Below are 18,751 nucleotides of genomic sequence, written 5' to 3' on the forward strand. Positions count from 1 at the left end.
ACCTCAGTTTAGTTTTATTAATAATTTCTTTTTTTCTTGGAGCGGGTAAAGAGAATCGAACTCTTACATCCAGCTTGGAAGGCTAGCGTTCTACCATTGAACTACACCCGCACAACATCAAGAATAACACTCCATTGTCATAAAAAATTTTATTGAATGGTGGAGGGGGAAAGATTCGAACTTTCGAAGACCGAAGTCAACGGGTTTACAGCCCGCCCCATTTGACCGCTCTGGAACCCCTCCTTTTTGGGGAAGTGTCCCCTTGTTCAATAAAGCTTCAAACAACAGGCGTTTTATATATTTTTATTATGCAATTGCAACACGAGATTTACTGTGAAAATGGAGGAAAAAACGTATAAAACAAACTAATTTTATGAATAAATCATCTTTTTTAATCGTTGGTCAACATGCTGTAATTGAAGCATTAAGAAACCCTAAAAGGAAGGTTTTAAAAGTATTTTTAACAGAAGAAAGTAAAAAAAATATTCACAGAAAAAATCCAAAAAAAAATGTCCTTGAAGATGTTAAGGTTTATTTCAAATCAAAAAAAGAACTAGATAAATACACTTCTAAAGATCAAATTATGCACGGTGGATACGTAGCAGAAGTAGAGCATATTGATCAACCTGACTTAAAAGAGTTTGTAAAAGGAAAAAATAACTTAACATTTGTTTGTATTGATGAGGTAACAGACCCAAGAAATATTGGTTCATTAATTAGAAGTGCTGCTTCATTTAATATTGATGGATTAATTGTTAAAGAAAGACAATTTCCATCAGATAGTAAGCTTATGTATAAAGCTGCAAGTGGTTGTATGGAGCATATCAATATTTTTGAAGTGGCAAATATAAATTCCACACTAAAAAACTTGAGGGAAAAAAATTTTTGGGTTTATGGTTTTGATGCAAGAGGAGAAAAAGACTTCACAGATATAAAGTGGGAAGGAAAAAATGTTCTTTTATTTGGTTCTGAGGGATTTGGCATGAGAGAGCACACTGGAAAGTACACAGATTTTTTTGTTAAGATTGATATAAATAAGGATGTAGAAAGCTTAAATATCTCAAATAGTGCGGCCATTGTTTTTCATTATTTAAGTTATTTAAAAAAAAATTTGAAATAATCAAAGTATAATGATTCAAAAAATTTGTTTAGAAAAGATTTAAGGCTAACAATTGATAATCCAGAAGACTTAATAGATGCTAATAATTAAAGTAATAGATAATAAAATCTGCTAAAATTAAATATGAAAGTTTTTTTTGATTATTCAATATTTACACTTCAAAATTTTGGCGGTGTGTCAAAATACACTGTAAATTTAGTTGAAAATTTTTCAGACCAAGTTGACCCTCTAATTATTTCACCATTTTATAAAAATTATTATCTAAAAGATTGTAAATTTGCAGAAAAAATAATTTTTTATAACAAGGTTGGTCCTTTCATAAAATATATTAATAAAGTTAATAAAATTTATTTTAATTATAAATTAAGAACAAAAAAACCAGATATAATACATTTAAGTTATTTTAATGAAAAAAATTTTTATAACTCAAAAGCGAAAACAGTAATTACAGAACACGATTTGATAAAAGAGAAATTTTATCCTGAACAATATCAAGATCAAATTAAATATAAGAAAAAATTGTTTGAAAAAATTGATCAAATTATTTGTGTTTCTGACAACACAAAAAAAGACCTTCAACAAGAATACAATATAGATGCTTCTAAAATTTCAGTTGTTCATCACGGTGTAAATAAAAATAAAGATGTTAGAGAAAGATCATTAAACATAAGACCCTTTATACTTTATGTAGGATCAAGAGAAAGATACAAAAACTTTGATAATGCAATTAAATCTTATGCAAGATCAAGTAGACTTAAATTAAATTTTGACTTTGTTTGTTTTGGAGGAGGGAAGTTTTTAAAAACAGAGGAAGATTTTTTTAAGAATCTTTCAATAAATAGAGATCAAATTCATCATTTTGAAGGAGATGAACTTGATTTAAATTATTTTTACCAAAATGCTCGAATATTTATTTTTCCATCGCTATACGAAGGGTTTGGTATGCCACTTTTAGAAGCAATGAATATGGGGTGTCCAGTCATTTGCAGTGATATAGGTAGTTTTTCAGAAATAGTAAATGATGCAGCAATATTTTTTGACCCAACAGATATAGAATCAATAAGTTTTAAAATGGAAAAATTAATTTTTGATGATCAATTACTGTTGGATTTAAAAAAAAAAGGCATAAAAAAGATTGATAGATATAGTTGGAAAAAATGTTCGAATGAAACTGAACAGCTATATAGAAAAATATCTTGATTAGTCTAAGATTTCTTAATAGAAATCACCTATGCCCTTGTAGCTCAGCTGGTAGAGCAATTGATTTGTAATCAATAGGTCCGCGGTTCGACTCCGTGCGGGGGCACCATCACTCAACTAAATCAACGTTTATTATTTTTGCAAAACTCAAAATAAGTAATTTGGTAACAATGATTGCTACCATAGTGCTACCACTTTTGTAGACCAATCAAGTAGTCATAATTTATCGAAAATGAGAGTCTATAGTGTTATCAATTCTATTAGAGCTATTCGCACAAGGTGTCTTAATACAAGATTGTATTAAAATTGATTTAGAAGCATTAGTAAATATGAAAAAGATATATCCGACACTTGCATCAAGCTTGTAATCAATATTATTTATATTATGGCTGTATGCATTGTATCTTTGATCATATACATTTTTTTCATCTGAAAATTCTTTAACAATTGCATTAGGCGTTGTAGATGGAATCCAAGAACAATCTAAATTACCATTCATAGCTCTTGTTTCACCAATTTCACATTTCATTAATTCTGCTGACATATACTTAACAACATTATTATGCATTGCTTTAACAGCATTAGCTTTTGCACTACCCGTATACCCATTATAAGCAACTACTCCTACAGCAGCAAGAATACCGATGATGGCTACTACGACTAGGAGCTCTATTAGAGTGAAGGCTTTGGTTTTCATTCTACTGAAATATAATCATCCATCCTATTATTGGCATCAGTGCATGGAGTTTTATTACAAGATGATACTAGAATTTTAGATATAAAATTTGGATTTACAGAATTTATATATATTGATCCAATATTTCCGTCACTTGTAACATGTGTGTTAATATTATTTGATGTAGCATTTCCCCTACTAACATAGGCATTATACCTATTATCATATACATTTATTTCATTTGAAAAATAAGCTACGGTTGCGCTAGGAATATTTCCAATCATCCTTGCAGGCGATGCACATGACATTCTACCTTCCATACGAGTAGGTTCACCTAAATCACACATCTTTACTTCGTGCGTAATATATTTAACTGCATTTTTATGCATTACTTTTACAGCATTAACCTTTGCAGCCCCCGTATACCCATTATAAGCAACAACACCAACAGCTGCGAGGATACCAATGATGGCTACTACGACTAAGAGTTCTATTAGGGTGAAAGCTTTACGGTTCATTACATATTACGGTATAATATTTAACCTACTATGATTTGTAGTATCCTTACAGGGCGTTGAGTGACAACAATAAAGATCAATTCCCGTATTATTATCACTAATAAATATATAACCTAGATGATTATCGTTAAGAGTTCCCCAATTATTAAAGGCCATCATTGAATTGTTTTGTTTAAATGGATTTTTCATTGTGCAAAAGGAACATTTTGAGTAACCAACATAATTCATGAAAGCATTTTTAGCTATACGGCCCTCTTGATTATACTGCGGATCACTTAGAGGACATTGAAAAAAAATACTATTTTTTTGACCAAAAATCCAATCAGTCAATCCAGCACTGCACTTTGTAGTTTCAAGTCTAATAAATTTTTCAACATTTTTACAAGAAGTTTTTACAGTGGATGACTTTGCACTTTTTGTATACCCATTATAAGCAACCACACCTACTGCAACTAGAATACCGATGATGGCTACTACGACTAAGAGTTCTATTAGGGTGAAACCATTTCGCTTCATAAATTAAACACTACCACTGTTGCCAGATTGTTGCCAAGTCAAAAATAATTTAGGATTATTGTTGCAAACAAATGTTTATTTAAGAATTGAGTCTTGATTTGTAATCAATAGGTCCGCGGTTCGACTCCGTGCGGGGGCACCACTTCACTTACTTTCTCATTAAAATTACTTATGTAAAAATTATTCTTACGACAATAAGTGTTGTCAGATTGTCGTCAGATTGTCGTCAAATCAAGTCGTCGTTTATTGAGAATTTATTTCAGCCGTCAAAACATTATCATTATTATTACAAGGTGTTGCAAAACAAGATCTCATAGGCAGAGGATAAGAAGTTCCCCATATAAAAATATAACCAACCATATTATCTGGTATAGGTGAGCCATAATATGTATCACCTCTTAATGCTATTTGTCTGTCTCTATTCCAAACTCCGTTATCTATTGGATTTAAAAATTTAAGACTAGGATCTGATGTCATTGCACCACCAACCCTCCAAGCATCGTGAATAACTGCACATTTAATTTGATATTTTCCAGAATTTACAAATATATATTCTTCACCAATTTCACACTTCATAATTTCAGCTGATGCATACTTTACAACCATTTTAAAATTTTGCTTAATTGAATTTTTTTTTGCACTAGCCGTATACCCATTATAAGCAACCACTCCTACTGCAGCGAGGATACCGATGATGGCTACAACGACTAGGAGCTCTATTAGGGTGAAAGCTTTGTGGTTCATTTAATCGATATTGATAACATAGGATAAATTATTTTCTGAACTGCTACAAGGTTCTTTAAAACACGAAGTTATTCTTATATCATTATTGTCTAGAGCTGGCGTGGCCCCAGGATTAAAAGTTTTGTCATGTGATATTCCATTTAAATGAATAGAGCCAATACTACTAGAATTTGTAGAAGGTCCAGTGTTTCTTACATAAGTTAAATTCGTATAAACACTAATCAATTTTTTATCTGTATTAAATAATTGCTGTAAATGTGGAATAATTTTTCCATAAGTTATACCTGAACAGTTAACACTAGATCCATTATCTCTTTTCATAATTGAAGTTTCTCCAAGATCGCATTTTGTAACTTCTGCAGTCATATATTTTTGCATCATCTTGAAATTAGCTTTTGTAGCACTTGCCTTTGCACTCGCCGTATACCCATTATAAGCAACAACACCTACTGCAGCTAAAATACCAATGATTGCTACAACGACTAGAAGTTCTATTAGGGTGAAGGCTTTAGTTTTCATTGTACTTTAAATTTTGTAATTACAGTTTCACCAGGTGCTATGTTGGTTCCAACAACTATCTCGTCATTAGTATCTCTATGCAAACAAGTTCCTCCTCCTTTACCATTATTATGATAAACAGTTGTCCCCTTTACACTGCATGTGCTTGTTGCATTATTTTGTGGTTCATAAATATTTTTAAAATCTATAGCTTTAAAGTGATAATCAAATGCTGAAAGCACGTTATAACTATTGTTACCAGAAGTAATATTATTAATAGTTGGGCATAAATCAGATTGATTTATTACGTTGCCACCTGATTTTTGTTTTAAAATAACCTGTTCACCTATCGAACATTTCATAATCTCAGATTGCATAAATTTGACTATAGTTTTGTGTTGGTTTTTTGTAGCATTTTTTTTTGCACTTGCTGTATACCCATTATAAGCAACAACCCCTACTGCAGCTAGTATCCCGATGATGGCTACAACGACTAGGAGTTCTATTAGGGTGAAAGCTTTATTCATAGAAAACACTATCCTCAAGATAAACTATAGATCCATTTTTATACTCTAAATTACTACATACTTTAATTTGATTTGTGCTTACCTTAAAAACACTCAAATAACCTAATTGATCTGGATTACTTGGGCAAGCAGACATATATCCTGGTGGTGAACAATTTGTTACGTTTAATCTACACCATGACGGATTAGGGGTGCCATAGGGACTGGATAATTTAAGTCCGTAAATGGTTTGATTCATATATCCAATAAAATTTTCTATCGAAACCGGACAGCTCATAGTTTTTACTGTACCATTAACGTTAGTATATTCGATATCTCCTCCCATACTACATTGAATTCCTTTAGCACCAATCATTTTAGTAATCATTTTATGATTTGCTTTTGTTGCAGAAACTTTTGCAGCACTCGTATACCCATTATAAGCAACTACTCCTACAGCAGCGAGGATACCGATGATGGCTACAACGACTAGGAGTTCTATTAGGGTGAAGGCTTTTTTGTTCATATATTAAAACTCAAATTATCTTGCTATTGTTCTATAATTTTATCAACATAACAAGCACTCTTAAGATTAAGTTTTTCTTGATTTGTAATATCTTCTCTATGCCTGTACAAAACATGACAGCCTTCTAACGCTAAATTAATTGCATTCTCTTCTGTGGATTTAGTTCTTTTTATAAAAACATTTTTATCAATTTCATTTTTTACGATAACTAACCAATCTGCATAAGCATTCCCACTTAACAACAAACCCAGAACTACGATCCCTAAAATTTTTTTCATTTGACAATTACTTCATTCCGTCTTTTAGCCATTTGGCATATTCCTTTGTGTCAAGAAACACTTGTAAATGAGTTGAAGATTTTGGATTTTTTTTTAACCACTTTTTTCCCCACTTTAAACACGCTGTACCAGCTTCAGAGCCATCGTTAAAAACATAAACTATGTCTCTCTCTGTAGATTGACCACTGCGATCAATTGGGTTTTTGTATTCATCGTAAACTTCTCTTTTTGTATTTGGAAATAATTTTCTAATTTCTTTATCAACATTGTCTTGTTCATTATAACAAGCAGCAATATTATTAGGAAAATCTTGAAATCCTGCAATTGACTCTATAATGTATGATTTGTCATTTCTTTTTGTATAGAAACAAATCCCTTTTTCATAGGTAGTAAATTTTTGAGATATTTTCTGACTCTCATTTGAACAGTATTTATCATAAACCTTAGATTTATTAGTCCTAGTTAGCTTCTTAAGTTCTTTTTTTTCAAAATAATCTAAAGCACTATCTCCTAGACTTATACCTTCAATTTGAAAGTCTTTAATATTATCTGCATAAGCATTTCCACTTAATAACAAACCCAGAACCATGATCCCTAAAAGTTTTTTCATTTAACTATTCTTTGAAACTGTAAACTTAACTTTCTTATCATTGTGGTCTCTACCAGTTCCAGTAACACTACCATCTTCAACCCATTTTAGAGTGCCAGCTGCACCCATATTATTTGAGCAATTAATCTGCCAAGTTCCTTTTCCACTCTTTTGAAGTGAATAAGTTCCATCACAAGTCCCATCATTATTTGGTAAAGATAAATTTAATGTACCTTTATAATCTGCTTCATCAAACTTAACTGTTCCAGCAATTAGATCTTCATAGCCTTCCCAGCTTAATGCAATAGATCTCTCACCTTTAAGTTCATACTTCTTTACAATTTTTTTTGGTTCCTTTTTTTTCTTGGTAATTTTAGGTGTAGTAGTTGTAGTTGAAGATGTAATATCACCATAAAAACCTAATTCAGTTAATCTTACTTTGAGCTGATCCTTATCAACTTTATAGCTAATTCTTGAAGGTTTTCCTTTGCCAGGATTAATTCCATTTAACCATCTAATTTCTCTTTTTCTTGCAAATACTTTACACTCAACACCAGCACCATCCTCACATTGTTTATTGTAAAGAGCCTCATTAGAATCTCTACAGTTATTACCGTCTTCACAATACCAGTAAACAGCATAAGACCCATCTACTGCAACAACAAAGGTTCCTGGATATTTAAATCCTTTACCTTTAATGTATTCATAAAAATAATCGACTAACCAATCTTGAAATATTAATTCACCTTTTCCAACATCTTTTTTCCCCGCATAAGAGTTTCCACTCAACAACAAAGCCAGAACCACGATCCCTAAAAGTTTTTTCATTCAAGTAGCTTCTTTTTAGCTTTATCAAACTCTTCATCTGTTAAGACACCATTATCTTTTAATTCATTAAGTTCTTTCAACTTATCAACAATATCTGAAGAATTTTTACTAACTTTTTTAGTTACTTCTTTTTTCTTTTTAGTAATTTTAGGTTTAACTATTTCTTTATTTTCAATTGCTCCATACCAACCATTTTTTGCAAAAATTTCTTTAATTTCAGCAACGCTAGGGTTTTTTTTAATTTTATAATTCACACTGTCCCAAACAATTTTTCTTCCTTTAGCAAAAACAAAACATCTACCATCACCACTTTTTTTGCTTCTATTGGTGCAGTCATTTTGTGCATTCATGTGACCACCAGTCATACAATTATCTCCATATTTTTTAGGACAATAATAATAAAATGTATTATTGCCTTTTTGGTTAATTGCAAAACCAATTGGCATTCCACTCGACATCATAACGCCACCTTTATCTGAACCATCACCTCTTAAATATGCTAAAAAATTATTAAAAGATTGTGAAGTAAATCTTAAATCTCCAGAACCATCTTTAGAATAAGCATTCCCACTTAACAACAAACCCAGAACCACGATCCCAAACAGTTTTTTCATTATTAAAACTCTACCACTGCGGATATAGTGCAGTCAAATTTAAAGAAGGTTTCCACAAACGTTTAGTAATAATGTTTATTTAACAAATGAGTCTTGATTTGTAATCAATAGGGCCGCGGTTCGACTCCGTGCGGGTACGATTACTTAATTGTTTGTAGTCTCTTTTCTTGTTTGCTCAATCTTTATCTTTTTATGTAAGCTATTCTTTTTGTCATACAATAACTCAAAGCTAATATTCTTATTAGCTTGAATTTTAATTGTTTTTGCATTTCTAACTTCAAAATTATCTGCAACAGCGCTTATTGGTCTTTTATTTGTATCTAAATTCTTTATCAAAATTTTAGATTTATCACTTACAATGGTTCCTCTCCATCTCCTTGGTCTAAAAGGACTTATAGGTGTAACTGCTAATTTTCTTGAGTCTAAATCTAAAATAGGTCCATGAGCTGATAGATTATAAGCAGTGCTCCCTGCAGGAGTTGATACTAAAACTCCGTCAGAAATTAATTTCTTAATAATATTTTTTTTATTAGCTGTAATTGCAATTGATGACGCTTGCTTGCTTTGTCTTAAAATTGATATCTCATTAATTGCTATAGATTTTCTAATTAAATTACTTTTATTAGTAACCGTCATTTGTAAAGGATAAATCTTAACACTATTAGAAACTGCTAAATTCTTGATAATATTCTTATTTGAAAATTTATTCATTAAAAAACCATAGTTTCCAGAATTAATTCCATAAAAAGGTTTTTTAAATTTATAAAGTCTTTTTAAGGTTTGAAGCATAAAACCATCACCACCAACCACAATTACTAAATTAGATTTTTTTAAAGAGGTGATGTTTAGTTTTTTTACAAGTAAAGATTTAATTTTTAAAGAGGCCTTTGTTTTGTCAAAAACTAAATAAATTTTATCTTTCATTTATTGGTGCCCTCGGCCAGACTCGAACTGGCACTCCGCAAGCGGCAAGGATTTTAAGTCCTTTGTGTCTACCAATTTCACCACGAGGGCACGTATTATTTTCATTTGTTTAACTGTTTTTATTTATAACTCAACTTATTTTTGTTAACAATCTTAACCATATCTCAATTAAGCTTTTAATGCTCTTTTAAGAATTTGGTAATTTAAATTACAATCTTTATAACCTTTCTTTACAGTATTTAAATATCGTTCTGTTGGGTACGCAAACAAAGTTTTTTTTGTCATTGTATAGGTCATTACTTTCTTGCCATAATAAGTAAAATAATATTTTTTATATAGAACTGGGTAGTCCTCATAGATATCTAATTTTTTTTCATCACTTTTAGATATTTCAAATAATGCACCTGGAACTAATGAATTTTTTTTAGGCTCTATATCAGCCGCTCTATATTTACTTCTAAAAGTTAATTTAAAATCTTTAAGATTAATCTTTTTTAAAAAAACACTATCTTTGCATCTTCTTTTCATTTGAAAATGATTTAAATTACTACCGTAGGCAAAATACAGCATTTTTATTATCTAATAACTACTTCTATTTTTTTTTGATTAACAAATTTCAATATCTCGGTACTACATTTATCGATTTTTTTTTGGTCTTCTGATCGTATAACTATAGATACTCCTAATTTACCTGCTTGAAAAAAAGGGTAGCTTCCTATTTCAACATCTTTATTGTTGTCTTGAACGTTAGTTAAAGAGTTTGCAATTTCACTTTCAACAGTTTTTAAACTTATTGTATGACTTATTATTGGATTTCCCCCTACTATTTTATCTTTTAATCCACCTAACATTGACTTTAAAATTGATGGCACTCCAGGTAAACAAAAAACATTTTCAACATAAAATCCAGGGGCACCACTTGTTGGGTTAAGAATTAAGTTAGCATTTTTTGGCATCCAAACCATTTTCTGTCTTCCTTCATTAAATTCTCCAACTTTATAATAAGCCTCCAATATTTTAAATGCCTCCTGATGAATTTCATACTCAAGGTTAAATGCTTTTGATATAGATTGAGCAGTAATATCATCATGTGTCGGACCAATACCTCCAGTTGTAAATACGTAGTTGTTAACTTTTCTTAAGTGGTTAACTGTTTCAACAATAGTGCTCTCAATATCTGGAATTACTCTAACTTCATTAACTGTCACTCCAATAGAGTTTAACCACTTGGCAATAGTTCCCGTGTTAGTGTCTTGTGTTCTTCCTGAAAGAATTTCATTACCAATAATAAGAATTGCGGCATTAAATTTTGTATTTTCTGTCATTATTAAATATACATTTTAAATATGGAATTTACCAAAGCTTTAATTAAAGGCAAACTTATCAAACGTTACAAGAGATTTTTTACTGATGTTAAAATTGGTAAGGAAATTGTTACAGCACATTGCCCTAATACAGGATCAATGAAGGGTTTGTTAGATGAGGGTAATGAAGTTTTTGTGTCCAAAAATGATGACCCAAAAAGAAAGTTAAAATATACGCTTGAGATCATTAAGGCTAAAAAAAATTTGGTTGGTGTAAATACTCATTTTGCAAATAAAATTGCTTATCATGGCCTATCAAATAATCTAGTGAAAGAGGTTGCAAATAGTGACAGTATTAAGCCTGAAGTATTCTTTGATAAAGAAACTAGATTTGATTTTTTAATTGAAAAGAACAAGCAAAAAATATTTGTAGAGGTTAAAAATGTTACTTTATTTAGGGATGAAAAAACTGCAGAATTTCCTGATGCTGTAACGTCTAGAGGGTCTAAGCATTTAAAAACCCTTATTGAAGCTGTAAAAAAAGGTTATAAATCCTATCTATTGTTCTTAATTCAAATCCAAGGAGTTAATAATTTTAAAATAGCCAAAGATATTGATAAAGAATATTATGAAAATTATTTACTAGCAAAAAAAGCTGGTGTTATTTTTTTAGCTTATCAATGTAAAATAAGTGCAAAAGAAATTAAGATAGATAAAAAAATTAAAATTATTGATGTCTAATTATTTAGAAAAATTTGAGAAAATGAGAGTTGCTGGAAATCTTGCAGCAAGAACTCTTGATATGTTGACAGAAAATATTAAACCTGGAATTACAACTGATCATATTGATAAGTTGAGTTATGAATTTATAAAAGACCATGGTGGATATTCAGCTCCTCTTTATTATAGAGGTTTTAAAAAATCATTATGTACTTCTTTAAATCATGTTGTCTGTCATGGAATACCTTCAGACAGAGTATTAGAAGAAGGCGATGCTTTAAATGTTGATGTAACCGCGATAGTTGATGAACATTATGGTGATACAAGTCGAATGTTTTGTGTTGGTAAAACCTCAGTTAAAGTAAATAATTTAATTGATGCAACGCACGAGTCTATGATGAGAGCTATAAATTTATTAAAACCAGGATTAAAACTTGGTGACATTGGTTATGAAATACAATCTTTTGTTGAAAAAAAAGGTTATTCTGTTGTTAGAGATTTTTGTGGTCATGGAATAAGCACTACCTTTCATGAGCCCCCTAATATATTGCATTATGGAAGAAAAAATACCGGAATGGAACTTAGGCCAGGAATGACGTTTACAATTGAACCCATGATAAATACAGGTGAATGGGATGTAAAAATGCTAAAAGATGGTTGGACAGCTGTTACAAAAGATAAATCTTTATCAGCACAATTTGAACATACGCTGGGTATTACTGAAAATGGTTATGAAATCTTTACAGAATCTGTTAAAGGTTATTCAAAGCCCCCTTACTTATAATTAATGATTGAAAGATATTCTAGAAAACAACTCACTGACATATGGTCAGAACAAAATAAATACCAAATTTGGCTTGATGTAGAGGTTGCAGCAGCTGAAGCCATGGAAAAACTTGGTCAAATCCCTAAAGGGGTAGCATCAGTTGTTAGAAAAAAAGCCAAGATCAACGTTAAAAGAATTCATCAAATCGAATCTGAGGTTAAGCATGATGTAATTGCTTTTTTAACTTCTGTTACGGAAAAAGCTGGCATTAAAGCAAGGTACCTTCATCAAGGAATGACTTCATCTGATGTGGTGGATACAAGTTTTAACATTCAGTTAGCTCAATCTGGCAAAATTTTACTTACTGACATTGATCAAATTTTAAAAGTTTTAAAAAAACAAGCCAAGAAATATAAATTTACACCTTGCATGGGTAGAAGTCATGGTATTCATGCCGAGCCTATTACTTTTGGATTAAAACTTGCCTCATTTTATGAGGAATTTAAGAGAAATAGAAAAAGGTTAGTTGATGCGATTGATGAAATTTCAACATGTGCAATATCTGGGGCAGTTGGAACATTTGCAAACATTAACCCTAATGTTGAAAAGCATGTGGCTAAAAAACTAGGTTTAAAAGTTGAGCCCATATCAACACAGGTAATACCAAGAGACAGACATGCTTTTTATTTCTCAGTCCTTGGAATTATTGCAGGCTCAGTTGAAAGAGTTGCAATTGAAATTAGACATTTACAAAGAACTGAAGTTTATGAAGTTCAGGAATTTTTTTCAAAAGATCAAAAGGGTTCATCAGCAATGCCACACAAAAAAAATCCAATCTTAAGTGAAAATTTAACAGGGCTCGCTAGAATGGTTCGAAGTGCGGTAATCCCTGCTCTTGAAAATATTGCACTATGGCATGAAAGAGATATTTCTCATTCAAGTGTTGAAAGAAATATTGGCCCTGATGCAAATATTACTCTAGATTTTGCTTTAGTAAGACTAAGTAATATTTTAGATAAAATGATAGTTTATCCAAAGAAAATGGTTGAAAATTTGAATATCACAAAAGGTTTAATTTTTTCTCAAGAGGTAATGCTAGAGCTTACAAAATCAGGATTGAGCCGAGAACAATCTTACAAAATGGTACAAAACTATGCCAAAAAATGTTTTGCTGACAATTTAAATTTATATGACGTTATATCAGACGATAAATTTATAATGGCTAAAATTTCATCAAAAAGATTAAAAGCTATATTCAATTATTCATCCCATTTTAAAAACGTAGATTTAATCTTTAGAAGAGTATTTAAATAATGAAAAAAGGTAAAAAATTATATGAAGGCAAAGCAAAAATAATTTATGCAACCGCTGATAAAAGATTAGTTATTCAATATTTCAAAGATGATGCAACTGCTTTTAATAATTTAAAAAAATCAACCATTGAAGGCAAAGGTGTTTTAAACAATAGAATATCAGAACACATTCTAACAAATCTCTCTCAAATCGGAATAAAAAATCATTTAGTAAAAAGACTAAATATGAGAGAACAAATTATTAAGTTAGTTGAGATCATACCTATTGAATTTATTGTACGTAACGTTGCTACTGGTTCTATTACTAAAAGATTAGGTATCGAAGACGGAACTGTTCTAAAACAGCCTCTATTAGAGTATTGCCTTAAAGATGATAATTTAGGTGATCCACTTATTGCTGAAGAACATATTCTTGCATTTGATTGGGCTACAAAATCTGAATTAGAAAAAGTTAAAAAAATGATCCTAAGAATTAATGATTTCATGATTGGTATGTTCAGAGGAGTTGGGATTAAGTTAATTGATTTTAAACTTGAATTTGGAAGACTTAAAGAAAACGGTAAATCTGAAGTTATTTTAGCAGATGAAATTAGCCCTGATACTTGCAGATTATGGGATAGTATTACTGATAAAAAACTTGATAAAGATAGATTTAGAAAAGATCTTGGAGATTTAATACCCGCTTATACTGAAGTTGCTAAAAGGTTAGGAATTTTACATGAACAATCTAACATGAGTGCTGTAAACGTTACAAAATTAAGCTCTATAAAGAAAATAAAATAATATGAAAGTATCAGTCATCATCACACTTAAAAAAGATGTTTTGGACCCTCAAGGTAAAGTTATTCATCAAACGCTTGATGGTATGGGGTTTGACAACATTAATGAAGTTAGACAAGGCAAGTACTTTGAAATTGATACAAAAGAAACTGATAAAAAAAAAGCTGAAAAAAATGTTGAAGATATGTGTAAAAAGCTTTTAGCGAATTTAGTTATAGAAGATTATAAAATTATCGGATCAGAATAATAAATAATGCATTCATCCGTAATTACTTTTCCAGGATCCAATTGTGACAGAGATATGGATGTTGCCTTAAAAAAATTTGGCTTTAAAAATAAAATGGTTTGGCATGATGATGTTGAGCTTCCAAAAAGTGACTTAGTCGTTTTGCCAGGTGGATTTTCATATGGAGATTATCTTAGATGTGGAAGTATGGCATCAAAATCTAAAATCATGAAATCTGTTTTAAATTTTGCCCAAGGTGGTGGTAAAGTTATGGGAGTTTGTAATGGGTTTCAAATTTTAGTCGAGTCTGGTTTGTTGCCGGGAGTTCTACTTAGAAATAAATACTTAGAGTTCATTTGTAAAAATGTTTTTGTAAAAGTTAATAATCAAGACAACTCTTATTTTAAGGATATTAAAAAAGAAGTTTATGAATTTCATATAGCCCATAATGAAGGAAATTACTTCTGCTCTAATGATCAAATTAAAGATATTAATGACAACAATCAAATTGCTATGTTTTATTCTGATGAAAATGGAAACGTTAATGAACAATCAAATCCTAATGGCTCATTACAGAATATAGCCGGAATATTTAATAAACAAAAAAATGTTTTAGGAATGATGCCTCATCCTGAAAGAATGATAGACCCTGCTCTATCAGGTGAAGATGGTTCTTTATTTTTTGAAAACTTAATAAACAATCTTAGATAATGATAGTAAACGAAAAACTTGCAATCGATCATGGTTTAAAAAAAGATGAGTATAAAAAGATCTGTGATTTATTAAAGCGAGTTCCAAATATTACTGAATTAGGTATTTTTTCTGCAATGTGGAATGAACATTGCTCTTATAAATCTTCAAGATTTCATCTTAAAAACTTACCCACAAAAGGAAAAAATGTAATTCAAGGCCCTGGAGAAAATGCAGGTGTTATTGATATAGGAGATAATGATGCAATTGTCTTTAAAATAGAAAGTCATAATCACCCATCCTTTATTGAACCTTATCAAGGTGCTGCAACTGGAGTGGGTGGAATTATGAGAGATGTGTTTACTATGGGGGCTAGACCTATTGCTAATTTAAATTCAATTCACTTTGGATCTCCTCAACATAAAAAAACAAAAAATTTATTACGTGGTGTTGTTCATGGCATTGGTGGCTATGGTAATTGTATGGGGGTTCCAACTATTGCTGGTCAGACAAGCTTTGATGAGTCTTATAATGGAAATATTCTAGTAAATGCTATGACTTTAGGGCTTGTTAAAAAAGATAAGATTTTTTACTCCAAAGCTGCCGGATTAGGAAAGCCTGTTATCTATGTTGGTTCAAAAACAGGTAGAGATGGTATCCATGGTGCAAGTATGGCCTCTGCTTCATTCGATGATAAAATCGAAGAAAAAAAACCAACAGTTCAAGTTGGTGATCCTTTTACTGAAAAACTATTACTAGAAGCTTGTTTAGAGTTAATGGCAGGAGATTCAATTATAGCAATTCAAGATATGGGAGCTGCCGGACTAACTTCTTCAAGTATTGAAATGGCTTCAAAGGGAAATTTAGGAATTGAGATTAATTTAAACAAAGTTCCATGTCGTGAAGCAAATATGACACCTTATGAAATTATGTTGTCAGAAAGCCAAGAGCGAATGTTGATTGTTCTAGAAAATGGCAAAGAAGATTTAGCTAAAAAAATATTTGATAAGTGGAATTTAGATTTTGCAATAATTGGTAAAACTACAAAAAGTAAAAGAATAGAATTATATTTTGATGAAAAAAAAGTTGCCAATATTCCTGTTAATACCTTAGTTGAAAACTCACCTATGTATGATCGTAAATGGAAGAAGGCAAAACTTCCTAAAAAAATTAAGATTCAAAAAGAAGATTTGAAAGGTCTTAAAGTCGTTAATGTTTTAAATAAAATTTTATCTAATCCAAATGTTTGCAGTAAAGAATGGATTTGGCAACAGTATGATCATACGGTTATGGGGGATACTATTCAAAAACCTGGTGGAGATGCTGGTGTTGTTAGAGTTCATGGTACCAACAAAGCGGTTGCAGCCTCTGTAGACTCTTCAGCAGTTTATTGCTGGGCTCACCCTTTAAGTGGAGGGAAACAAATTGTTTGTGAGAGTTGGAGAAATTTAATTTCAGTTGGTGCTAAACCAATTGCTATTACTAATTGCCTAAATTTTGGTAGTCCTGAAAATGAAGAAAATATGGGTGAGTTTGTTGAATGTGTTCAAGGATTAGGTGAGGCAAGTGCGTATTTGGATTTCCCAGTAGTATCAGGAAACGTTTCTTTTTATAATCAAACAAAAGATGTTGGAATTAAACCTACTCCTACTATTGGAGGTGTTGGTTTAATTAAAGATTACGAAAATATGGTAACCATGGATTTAAAAGAAGTTGATAATATACTTTTGGTTATTGGTAAAACTGAAGGTCACTTAGATCAAAGCTTATTTGCAAGAGAAATCTTAAGTGAAAAAAATGGACCCCCACCCGAAATTAATCTTTTTAATGAAAAAAATAATGGTGAAACAATCTTAAGATTAATTGATCAAAAATTTATTAAATCAGCTCATGATGTGTCTCTTGGTGGAATAGTTACCGCTCTTTCAAAAATGTGCATTAAAGGAAAAAAAGGTGCAACTCTTAAAAAACCTAATTATTTGATAAATGAATTTGAATATTTATTTGGTGAAGATCAAGGAAGATATATTATTGAAATTAATAAAGATGATTTTAAAAATGTAACTAAAATTCTCAAAGATAATTCTGTTCATTATGATGAGCTTGGAATGGTCAATGAGGGTGAGTTAATCATAAATGATAAGACAAAAGTATCAATTGACGATTTGATTAAATCGCATACAACTTGGCTAACTAACTACATTAGTAACTAATATGGCAATGGATTTAAAAGAAATTGAGACACTGATTAAAGAAGCTATTTCTGATGCAATTGTTGTGATTGAAGATTTGGCAGGTGATGGCAATCATTATTCAGCAACAGTGACCTCTAAAGAATTCTCTGGAAAAAGTAAAATTGAACAACACAAAATGGTCTATAATTCTTTAAAAGGAAAAATGGGCAATGAACTGCACGCATTAGCAATTAAAACAAAGGAACAATAATGGATGATAACACAAAAAATTTAATTCAAGGTCATATTGATACAAACGAAGTCTGTTTATTTATGAAGGGAACTCCTGATGCTCCTCAGTGTGGTTTTTCTATGGCAGTATCAAACATGTTAAAAATTTTAGAAGTTAAGTATCAAGGAATTAATGTTTTAGAATCTCAAGCACTAAGAGAAGGTATAAAAGAATTTAGTGACTGGCCTACTATTCCACAAGTTTACATCAAAGGTGAATTTATTGGTGGCTGTGACATCGTTAAAGAAATGTATGAAAACGGTGAGCTCAAGAAAGTACTTGAGGATAAAGGAATAAATTTTAAAAAATAAATTTTTATTATCTAGAGTAATATTCGATTACTAGATTAGGTTCCATTACAACTGGGTATGGAACTTCTTCAAACTTAGGTGTTCTAACAAAAGTAACTTTTTTGTTCTTTTCATCTAATTGAATATATTCAGGAGTTTCTCTTTCTTTGTTTGCTAAAGCAATATCAATAAAAGCTAATTGTTTTGACTTGTCTCTAATTTCAATAACATCCTCTTCTTTAACAACATAACTACCAATATTAACTTTCTTACCATTAACTCTTACGTGACCATGGTTAATAAGTTGTCTTGCAGAAAAAACTGTAGTTGAAAATTTAGCTCTATACACAACTGAGTCTAATCTTCTTTCAAGCAAACCAATTAAATTTTCACCTGTATCCCCTTTTAACATGGTTGCTTTTTTATAAATATTTCTGAATTGTCTTTCATTAATGTTACCGTAGTAACCTTTTAGTTTCTGTTTTGCTTGAAGCTGAATTCCATAATCAGAAGGTTTTCCTTGTCTAGATTGACCATGTTGTCCTGGTCCATAGGCTCTAGTGTTAAAAGGACTTTTGGGTCTACCCCATAAGTTTATTTTAAGTCTTCTGTCAATTTTGTGTTTAGAACTAATTCTTTTTGTCATTTGATAGGAGGGT

At 30.8% G+C, this 18,751-nt stretch carries 26 protein-coding genes and 5 tRNA genes; 13 read left to right on the forward strand and 18 right to left on the reverse strand.

All coding sequences use genetic code 11. From position 1 onward, the window contains the following. Window positions 1-37 precede the first annotated feature (37 nt). Both AC5SL8_RS03525 and AC5SL8_RS03530 read right to left on the reverse strand, forming a co-directional pair. Window positions 38-111, reverse strand: a tRNA-Gly gene (locus AC5SL8_RS03525). A gap of 46 nt (window positions 112-157) precedes the next feature. Further along, window positions 158-243 (reverse strand) — tRNA-Tyr (locus tag AC5SL8_RS03530). A gap of 130 nt (window positions 244-373) precedes the next feature. Between AC5SL8_RS03530 and rlmB the strand changes: the two genes are divergently transcribed. The 3 genes from rlmB (at window position 374) to AC5SL8_RS03545 (ending at window position 2,429) form a co-directional block, all read left to right on the forward strand. Continuing rightward, window positions 374-1,120 carry a 23S rRNA (guanosine(2251)-2'-O)-methyltransferase RlmB gene (rlmB, locus tag AC5SL8_RS03535; protein WP_494579025.1) on the forward strand — a complete coding sequence of 249 codons (747 nt, stop codon included), beginning with the start codon at window positions 374-376 and terminating at the stop codon, window positions 1,118-1,120. Between the two features lie 123 nt (window positions 1,121-1,243). Further along, a complete protein-coding gene (locus AC5SL8_RS03540; protein ID WP_494579027.1) occupies window positions 1,244-2,320 on the forward strand; it encodes a glycosyltransferase family 4 protein in 1,077 nt (358 codons plus the stop codon). 33 nt (window positions 2,321-2,353) lie between these two features. After that, window positions 2,354-2,429: transfer RNA gene (locus AC5SL8_RS03545), tRNA-Thr, on the forward strand. A 114-nt stretch (window positions 2,430-2,543) separates the two neighbouring features. On the opposite strand, the gene AC5SL8_RS03550 is transcribed toward AC5SL8_RS03545, so the two are convergent. From AC5SL8_RS03550 to AC5SL8_RS03560, 3 genes are read right to left on the reverse strand one after another with little or no spacing between them, the layout of a single operon-like run. Beyond that, a complete protein-coding gene (locus AC5SL8_RS03550; RefSeq protein WP_494579029.1) occupies window positions 2,544-3,017 on the reverse strand; it encodes a type IV pilin protein in 474 nt (157 codons plus the stop codon). Next, on the reverse strand, window positions 3,014-3,514 hold the full coding sequence (locus AC5SL8_RS03555) for a prepilin-type N-terminal cleavage/methylation domain-containing protein (protein ID WP_494579030.1): 501 nt from the start codon (window positions 3,512-3,514) through the stop codon (window positions 3,014-3,016). Before AC5SL8_RS03555 ends, AC5SL8_RS03550 begins: the two co-directional genes overlap by 4 nt. 6 nt (window positions 3,515-3,520) lie before the next feature. Further along, window positions 3,521-4,030, reverse strand: a complete 510-nt coding sequence (locus AC5SL8_RS03560; protein WP_494579032.1) for a type IV pilin protein — start codon at window positions 4,028-4,030, stop codon at window positions 3,521-3,523. Window positions 4,031-4,062: 32 nt separating this feature from the next. Between AC5SL8_RS03560 and AC5SL8_RS03565 the strand changes: the two genes are divergently transcribed. Then, window positions 4,063-4,172: transfer RNA gene (locus AC5SL8_RS03565), tRNA-Thr, on the forward strand. Between the two features lie 101 nt (window positions 4,173-4,273). Here the strand turns inward: AC5SL8_RS03565 and AC5SL8_RS03570 are convergent. The 12 genes from AC5SL8_RS03570 to AC5SL8_RS03625 all read right to left on the reverse strand — a co-directional run bounded on the left by AC5SL8_RS03570 (window position 4,274) and on the right by AC5SL8_RS03625 (window position 10,862). Further along, a complete protein-coding gene (locus AC5SL8_RS03570; RefSeq protein ID WP_494579034.1) occupies window positions 4,274-4,774 on the reverse strand; it encodes a type IV pilin protein in 501 nt (166 codons plus the stop codon). Next, window positions 4,775-5,293, reverse strand: a complete 519-nt coding sequence (locus AC5SL8_RS03575; protein WP_494579036.1) for a type IV pilin protein — start codon at window positions 5,291-5,293, stop codon at window positions 4,775-4,777. After that, window positions 5,290-5,799, reverse strand: a complete 510-nt coding sequence (locus AC5SL8_RS03580) for a type IV pilin protein (RefSeq protein ID WP_494579037.1) — start codon at window positions 5,797-5,799, stop codon at window positions 5,290-5,292. Before AC5SL8_RS03580 ends, AC5SL8_RS03575 begins: the two co-directional genes overlap by 4 nt. Then, window positions 5,792-6,304 (reverse strand): type IV pilin protein, encoded by a 513-nt coding sequence (locus AC5SL8_RS03585; RefSeq protein WP_494579039.1) that lies wholly within the window; start codon window positions 6,302-6,304, stop codon window positions 5,792-5,794. Before AC5SL8_RS03585 ends, AC5SL8_RS03580 begins: the two co-directional genes overlap by 8 nt. A 23-nt stretch (window positions 6,305-6,327) precedes the next feature. Further along, window positions 6,328-6,582 carry a hypothetical protein gene (locus AC5SL8_RS03590; RefSeq protein WP_494579040.1) on the reverse strand — a complete coding sequence of 85 codons (255 nt, stop codon included), beginning with the start codon at window positions 6,580-6,582 and terminating at the stop codon, window positions 6,328-6,330. A 7-nt stretch (window positions 6,583-6,589) separates the two neighbouring features. Then, window positions 6,590-7,192: a hypothetical protein gene (locus AC5SL8_RS03595; RefSeq protein ID WP_494579041.1), complete on the reverse strand. Its 603-nt coding sequence runs from the start codon at window positions 7,190-7,192 to the stop codon at window positions 6,590-6,592. Further along, complete coding sequence (locus AC5SL8_RS03600) at window positions 7,193-7,999, reverse strand: hypothetical protein (protein WP_494579042.1); 807 nt, start codon at window positions 7,997-7,999, stop codon at window positions 7,193-7,195. Then, window positions 7,996-8,613 carry an SHOCT domain-containing protein gene (locus AC5SL8_RS03605; protein ID WP_494579044.1) on the reverse strand — a complete coding sequence of 206 codons (618 nt, stop codon included), beginning with the start codon at window positions 8,611-8,613 and terminating at the stop codon, window positions 7,996-7,998. The genes AC5SL8_RS03600 and AC5SL8_RS03605 overlap by 4 nt, the downstream gene beginning before the upstream one ends. Window positions 8,614-8,757: 144 nt before the next feature. After that, window positions 8,758-9,537, reverse strand: coding sequence for an NAD kinase (locus AC5SL8_RS03610; protein WP_494579046.1), 780 nt, complete (start codon window positions 9,535-9,537; stop codon window positions 8,758-8,760). A 4-nt stretch (window positions 9,538-9,541) separates the two neighbouring features. Continuing rightward, a tRNA-Leu gene (locus tag AC5SL8_RS03615) sits at window positions 9,542-9,627 on the reverse strand. Between the two features lie 78 nt (window positions 9,628-9,705). Continuing rightward, window positions 9,706-10,107, reverse strand: coding sequence for a gamma-glutamylcyclotransferase family protein (locus AC5SL8_RS03620; protein WP_494579048.1), 402 nt, complete (start codon window positions 10,105-10,107; stop codon window positions 9,706-9,708). A 5-nt stretch (window positions 10,108-10,112) separates the two neighbouring features. Next, entirely contained in the window at window positions 10,113-10,862 is a 750-nt protein-coding gene (locus AC5SL8_RS03625; protein WP_494579049.1) for a competence/damage-inducible protein A, read from the reverse strand. 21 nt (window positions 10,863-10,883) lie between these two features. Here AC5SL8_RS03625 and sfsA point away from each other — a divergent pair, with 21 nt between their 5' ends. Genes sfsA through grxD form a run of 9 tightly spaced genes read left to right on the forward strand, consistent with a single transcriptional unit; the run spans window position 10,884 to window position 18,113 of the window. Further along, window positions 10,884-11,582 (forward strand): DNA/RNA nuclease SfsA, encoded by a 699-nt coding sequence (sfsA, locus tag AC5SL8_RS03630; RefSeq protein ID WP_494579051.1) that lies wholly within the window; start codon window positions 10,884-10,886, stop codon window positions 11,580-11,582. Beyond that, window positions 11,575-12,345, forward strand: coding sequence for a type I methionyl aminopeptidase (gene map, locus AC5SL8_RS03635; RefSeq protein ID WP_494579053.1), 771 nt, complete (start codon window positions 11,575-11,577; stop codon window positions 12,343-12,345). The genes sfsA and map overlap by 8 nt, the downstream gene beginning before the upstream one ends. Window positions 12,346-12,348: 3 nt before the next feature. Continuing rightward, window positions 12,349-13,641, forward strand: a complete 1,293-nt coding sequence (gene purB, locus AC5SL8_RS03640) for an adenylosuccinate lyase (protein ID WP_494579055.1) — start codon at window positions 12,349-12,351, stop codon at window positions 13,639-13,641. Further along, window positions 13,641-14,423: a phosphoribosylaminoimidazolesuccinocarboxamide synthase gene (purC, locus tag AC5SL8_RS03645; RefSeq protein WP_494579056.1), complete on the forward strand. Its 783-nt coding sequence runs from the start codon at window positions 13,641-13,643 to the stop codon at window positions 14,421-14,423. The genes purB and purC overlap by 1 nt, the downstream gene beginning before the upstream one ends. 1 nt (window position 14,424) lies before the next feature. Then, window positions 14,425-14,667, forward strand: a complete 243-nt coding sequence (purS, locus tag AC5SL8_RS03650; RefSeq protein ID WP_494579057.1) for a phosphoribosylformylglycinamidine synthase subunit PurS — start codon at window positions 14,425-14,427, stop codon at window positions 14,665-14,667. A 6-nt stretch (window positions 14,668-14,673) separates the two neighbouring features. Then, window positions 14,674-15,357 carry a phosphoribosylformylglycinamidine synthase I gene (purQ, locus tag AC5SL8_RS03655; protein ID WP_494579059.1) on the forward strand — a complete coding sequence of 228 codons (684 nt, stop codon included), beginning with the start codon at window positions 14,674-14,676 and terminating at the stop codon, window positions 15,355-15,357. Continuing rightward, the gene (purL, locus tag AC5SL8_RS03660) at window positions 15,357-17,549 is read left to right on the forward strand and encodes a phosphoribosylformylglycinamidine synthase subunit PurL (protein ID WP_494579061.1); all 2,193 of its coding nucleotides are present in this window, start codon (window positions 15,357-15,359) and stop codon (window positions 17,547-17,549) included. The genes purQ and purL overlap by 1 nt, the downstream gene beginning before the upstream one ends. A 1-nt stretch (window position 17,550) precedes the next feature. Further along, a complete protein-coding gene (locus AC5SL8_RS03665; RefSeq protein ID WP_494573574.1) occupies window positions 17,551-17,781 on the forward strand; it encodes a BolA/IbaG family iron-sulfur metabolism protein in 231 nt (76 codons plus the stop codon). Beyond that, a complete protein-coding gene (grxD, locus tag AC5SL8_RS03670) occupies window positions 17,781-18,113 on the forward strand; it encodes a Grx4 family monothiol glutaredoxin (RefSeq protein WP_494573573.1) in 333 nt (110 codons plus the stop codon). The genes AC5SL8_RS03665 and grxD overlap by 1 nt, the downstream gene beginning before the upstream one ends. A gap of 7 nt (window positions 18,114-18,120) precedes the next feature. Here grxD and rpsD read toward each other — a convergent pair whose 3' ends face one another. Then, window positions 18,121-18,738, reverse strand: coding sequence for a 30S ribosomal protein S4 (rpsD, locus tag AC5SL8_RS03675; RefSeq protein WP_494573572.1), 618 nt, complete (start codon window positions 18,736-18,738; stop codon window positions 18,121-18,123). Window positions 18,739-18,751: the final 13 nt, after the last annotated feature.

It is taken from the genome of Candidatus Pelagibacter sp. PS_41, assembly GCF_059417725.1.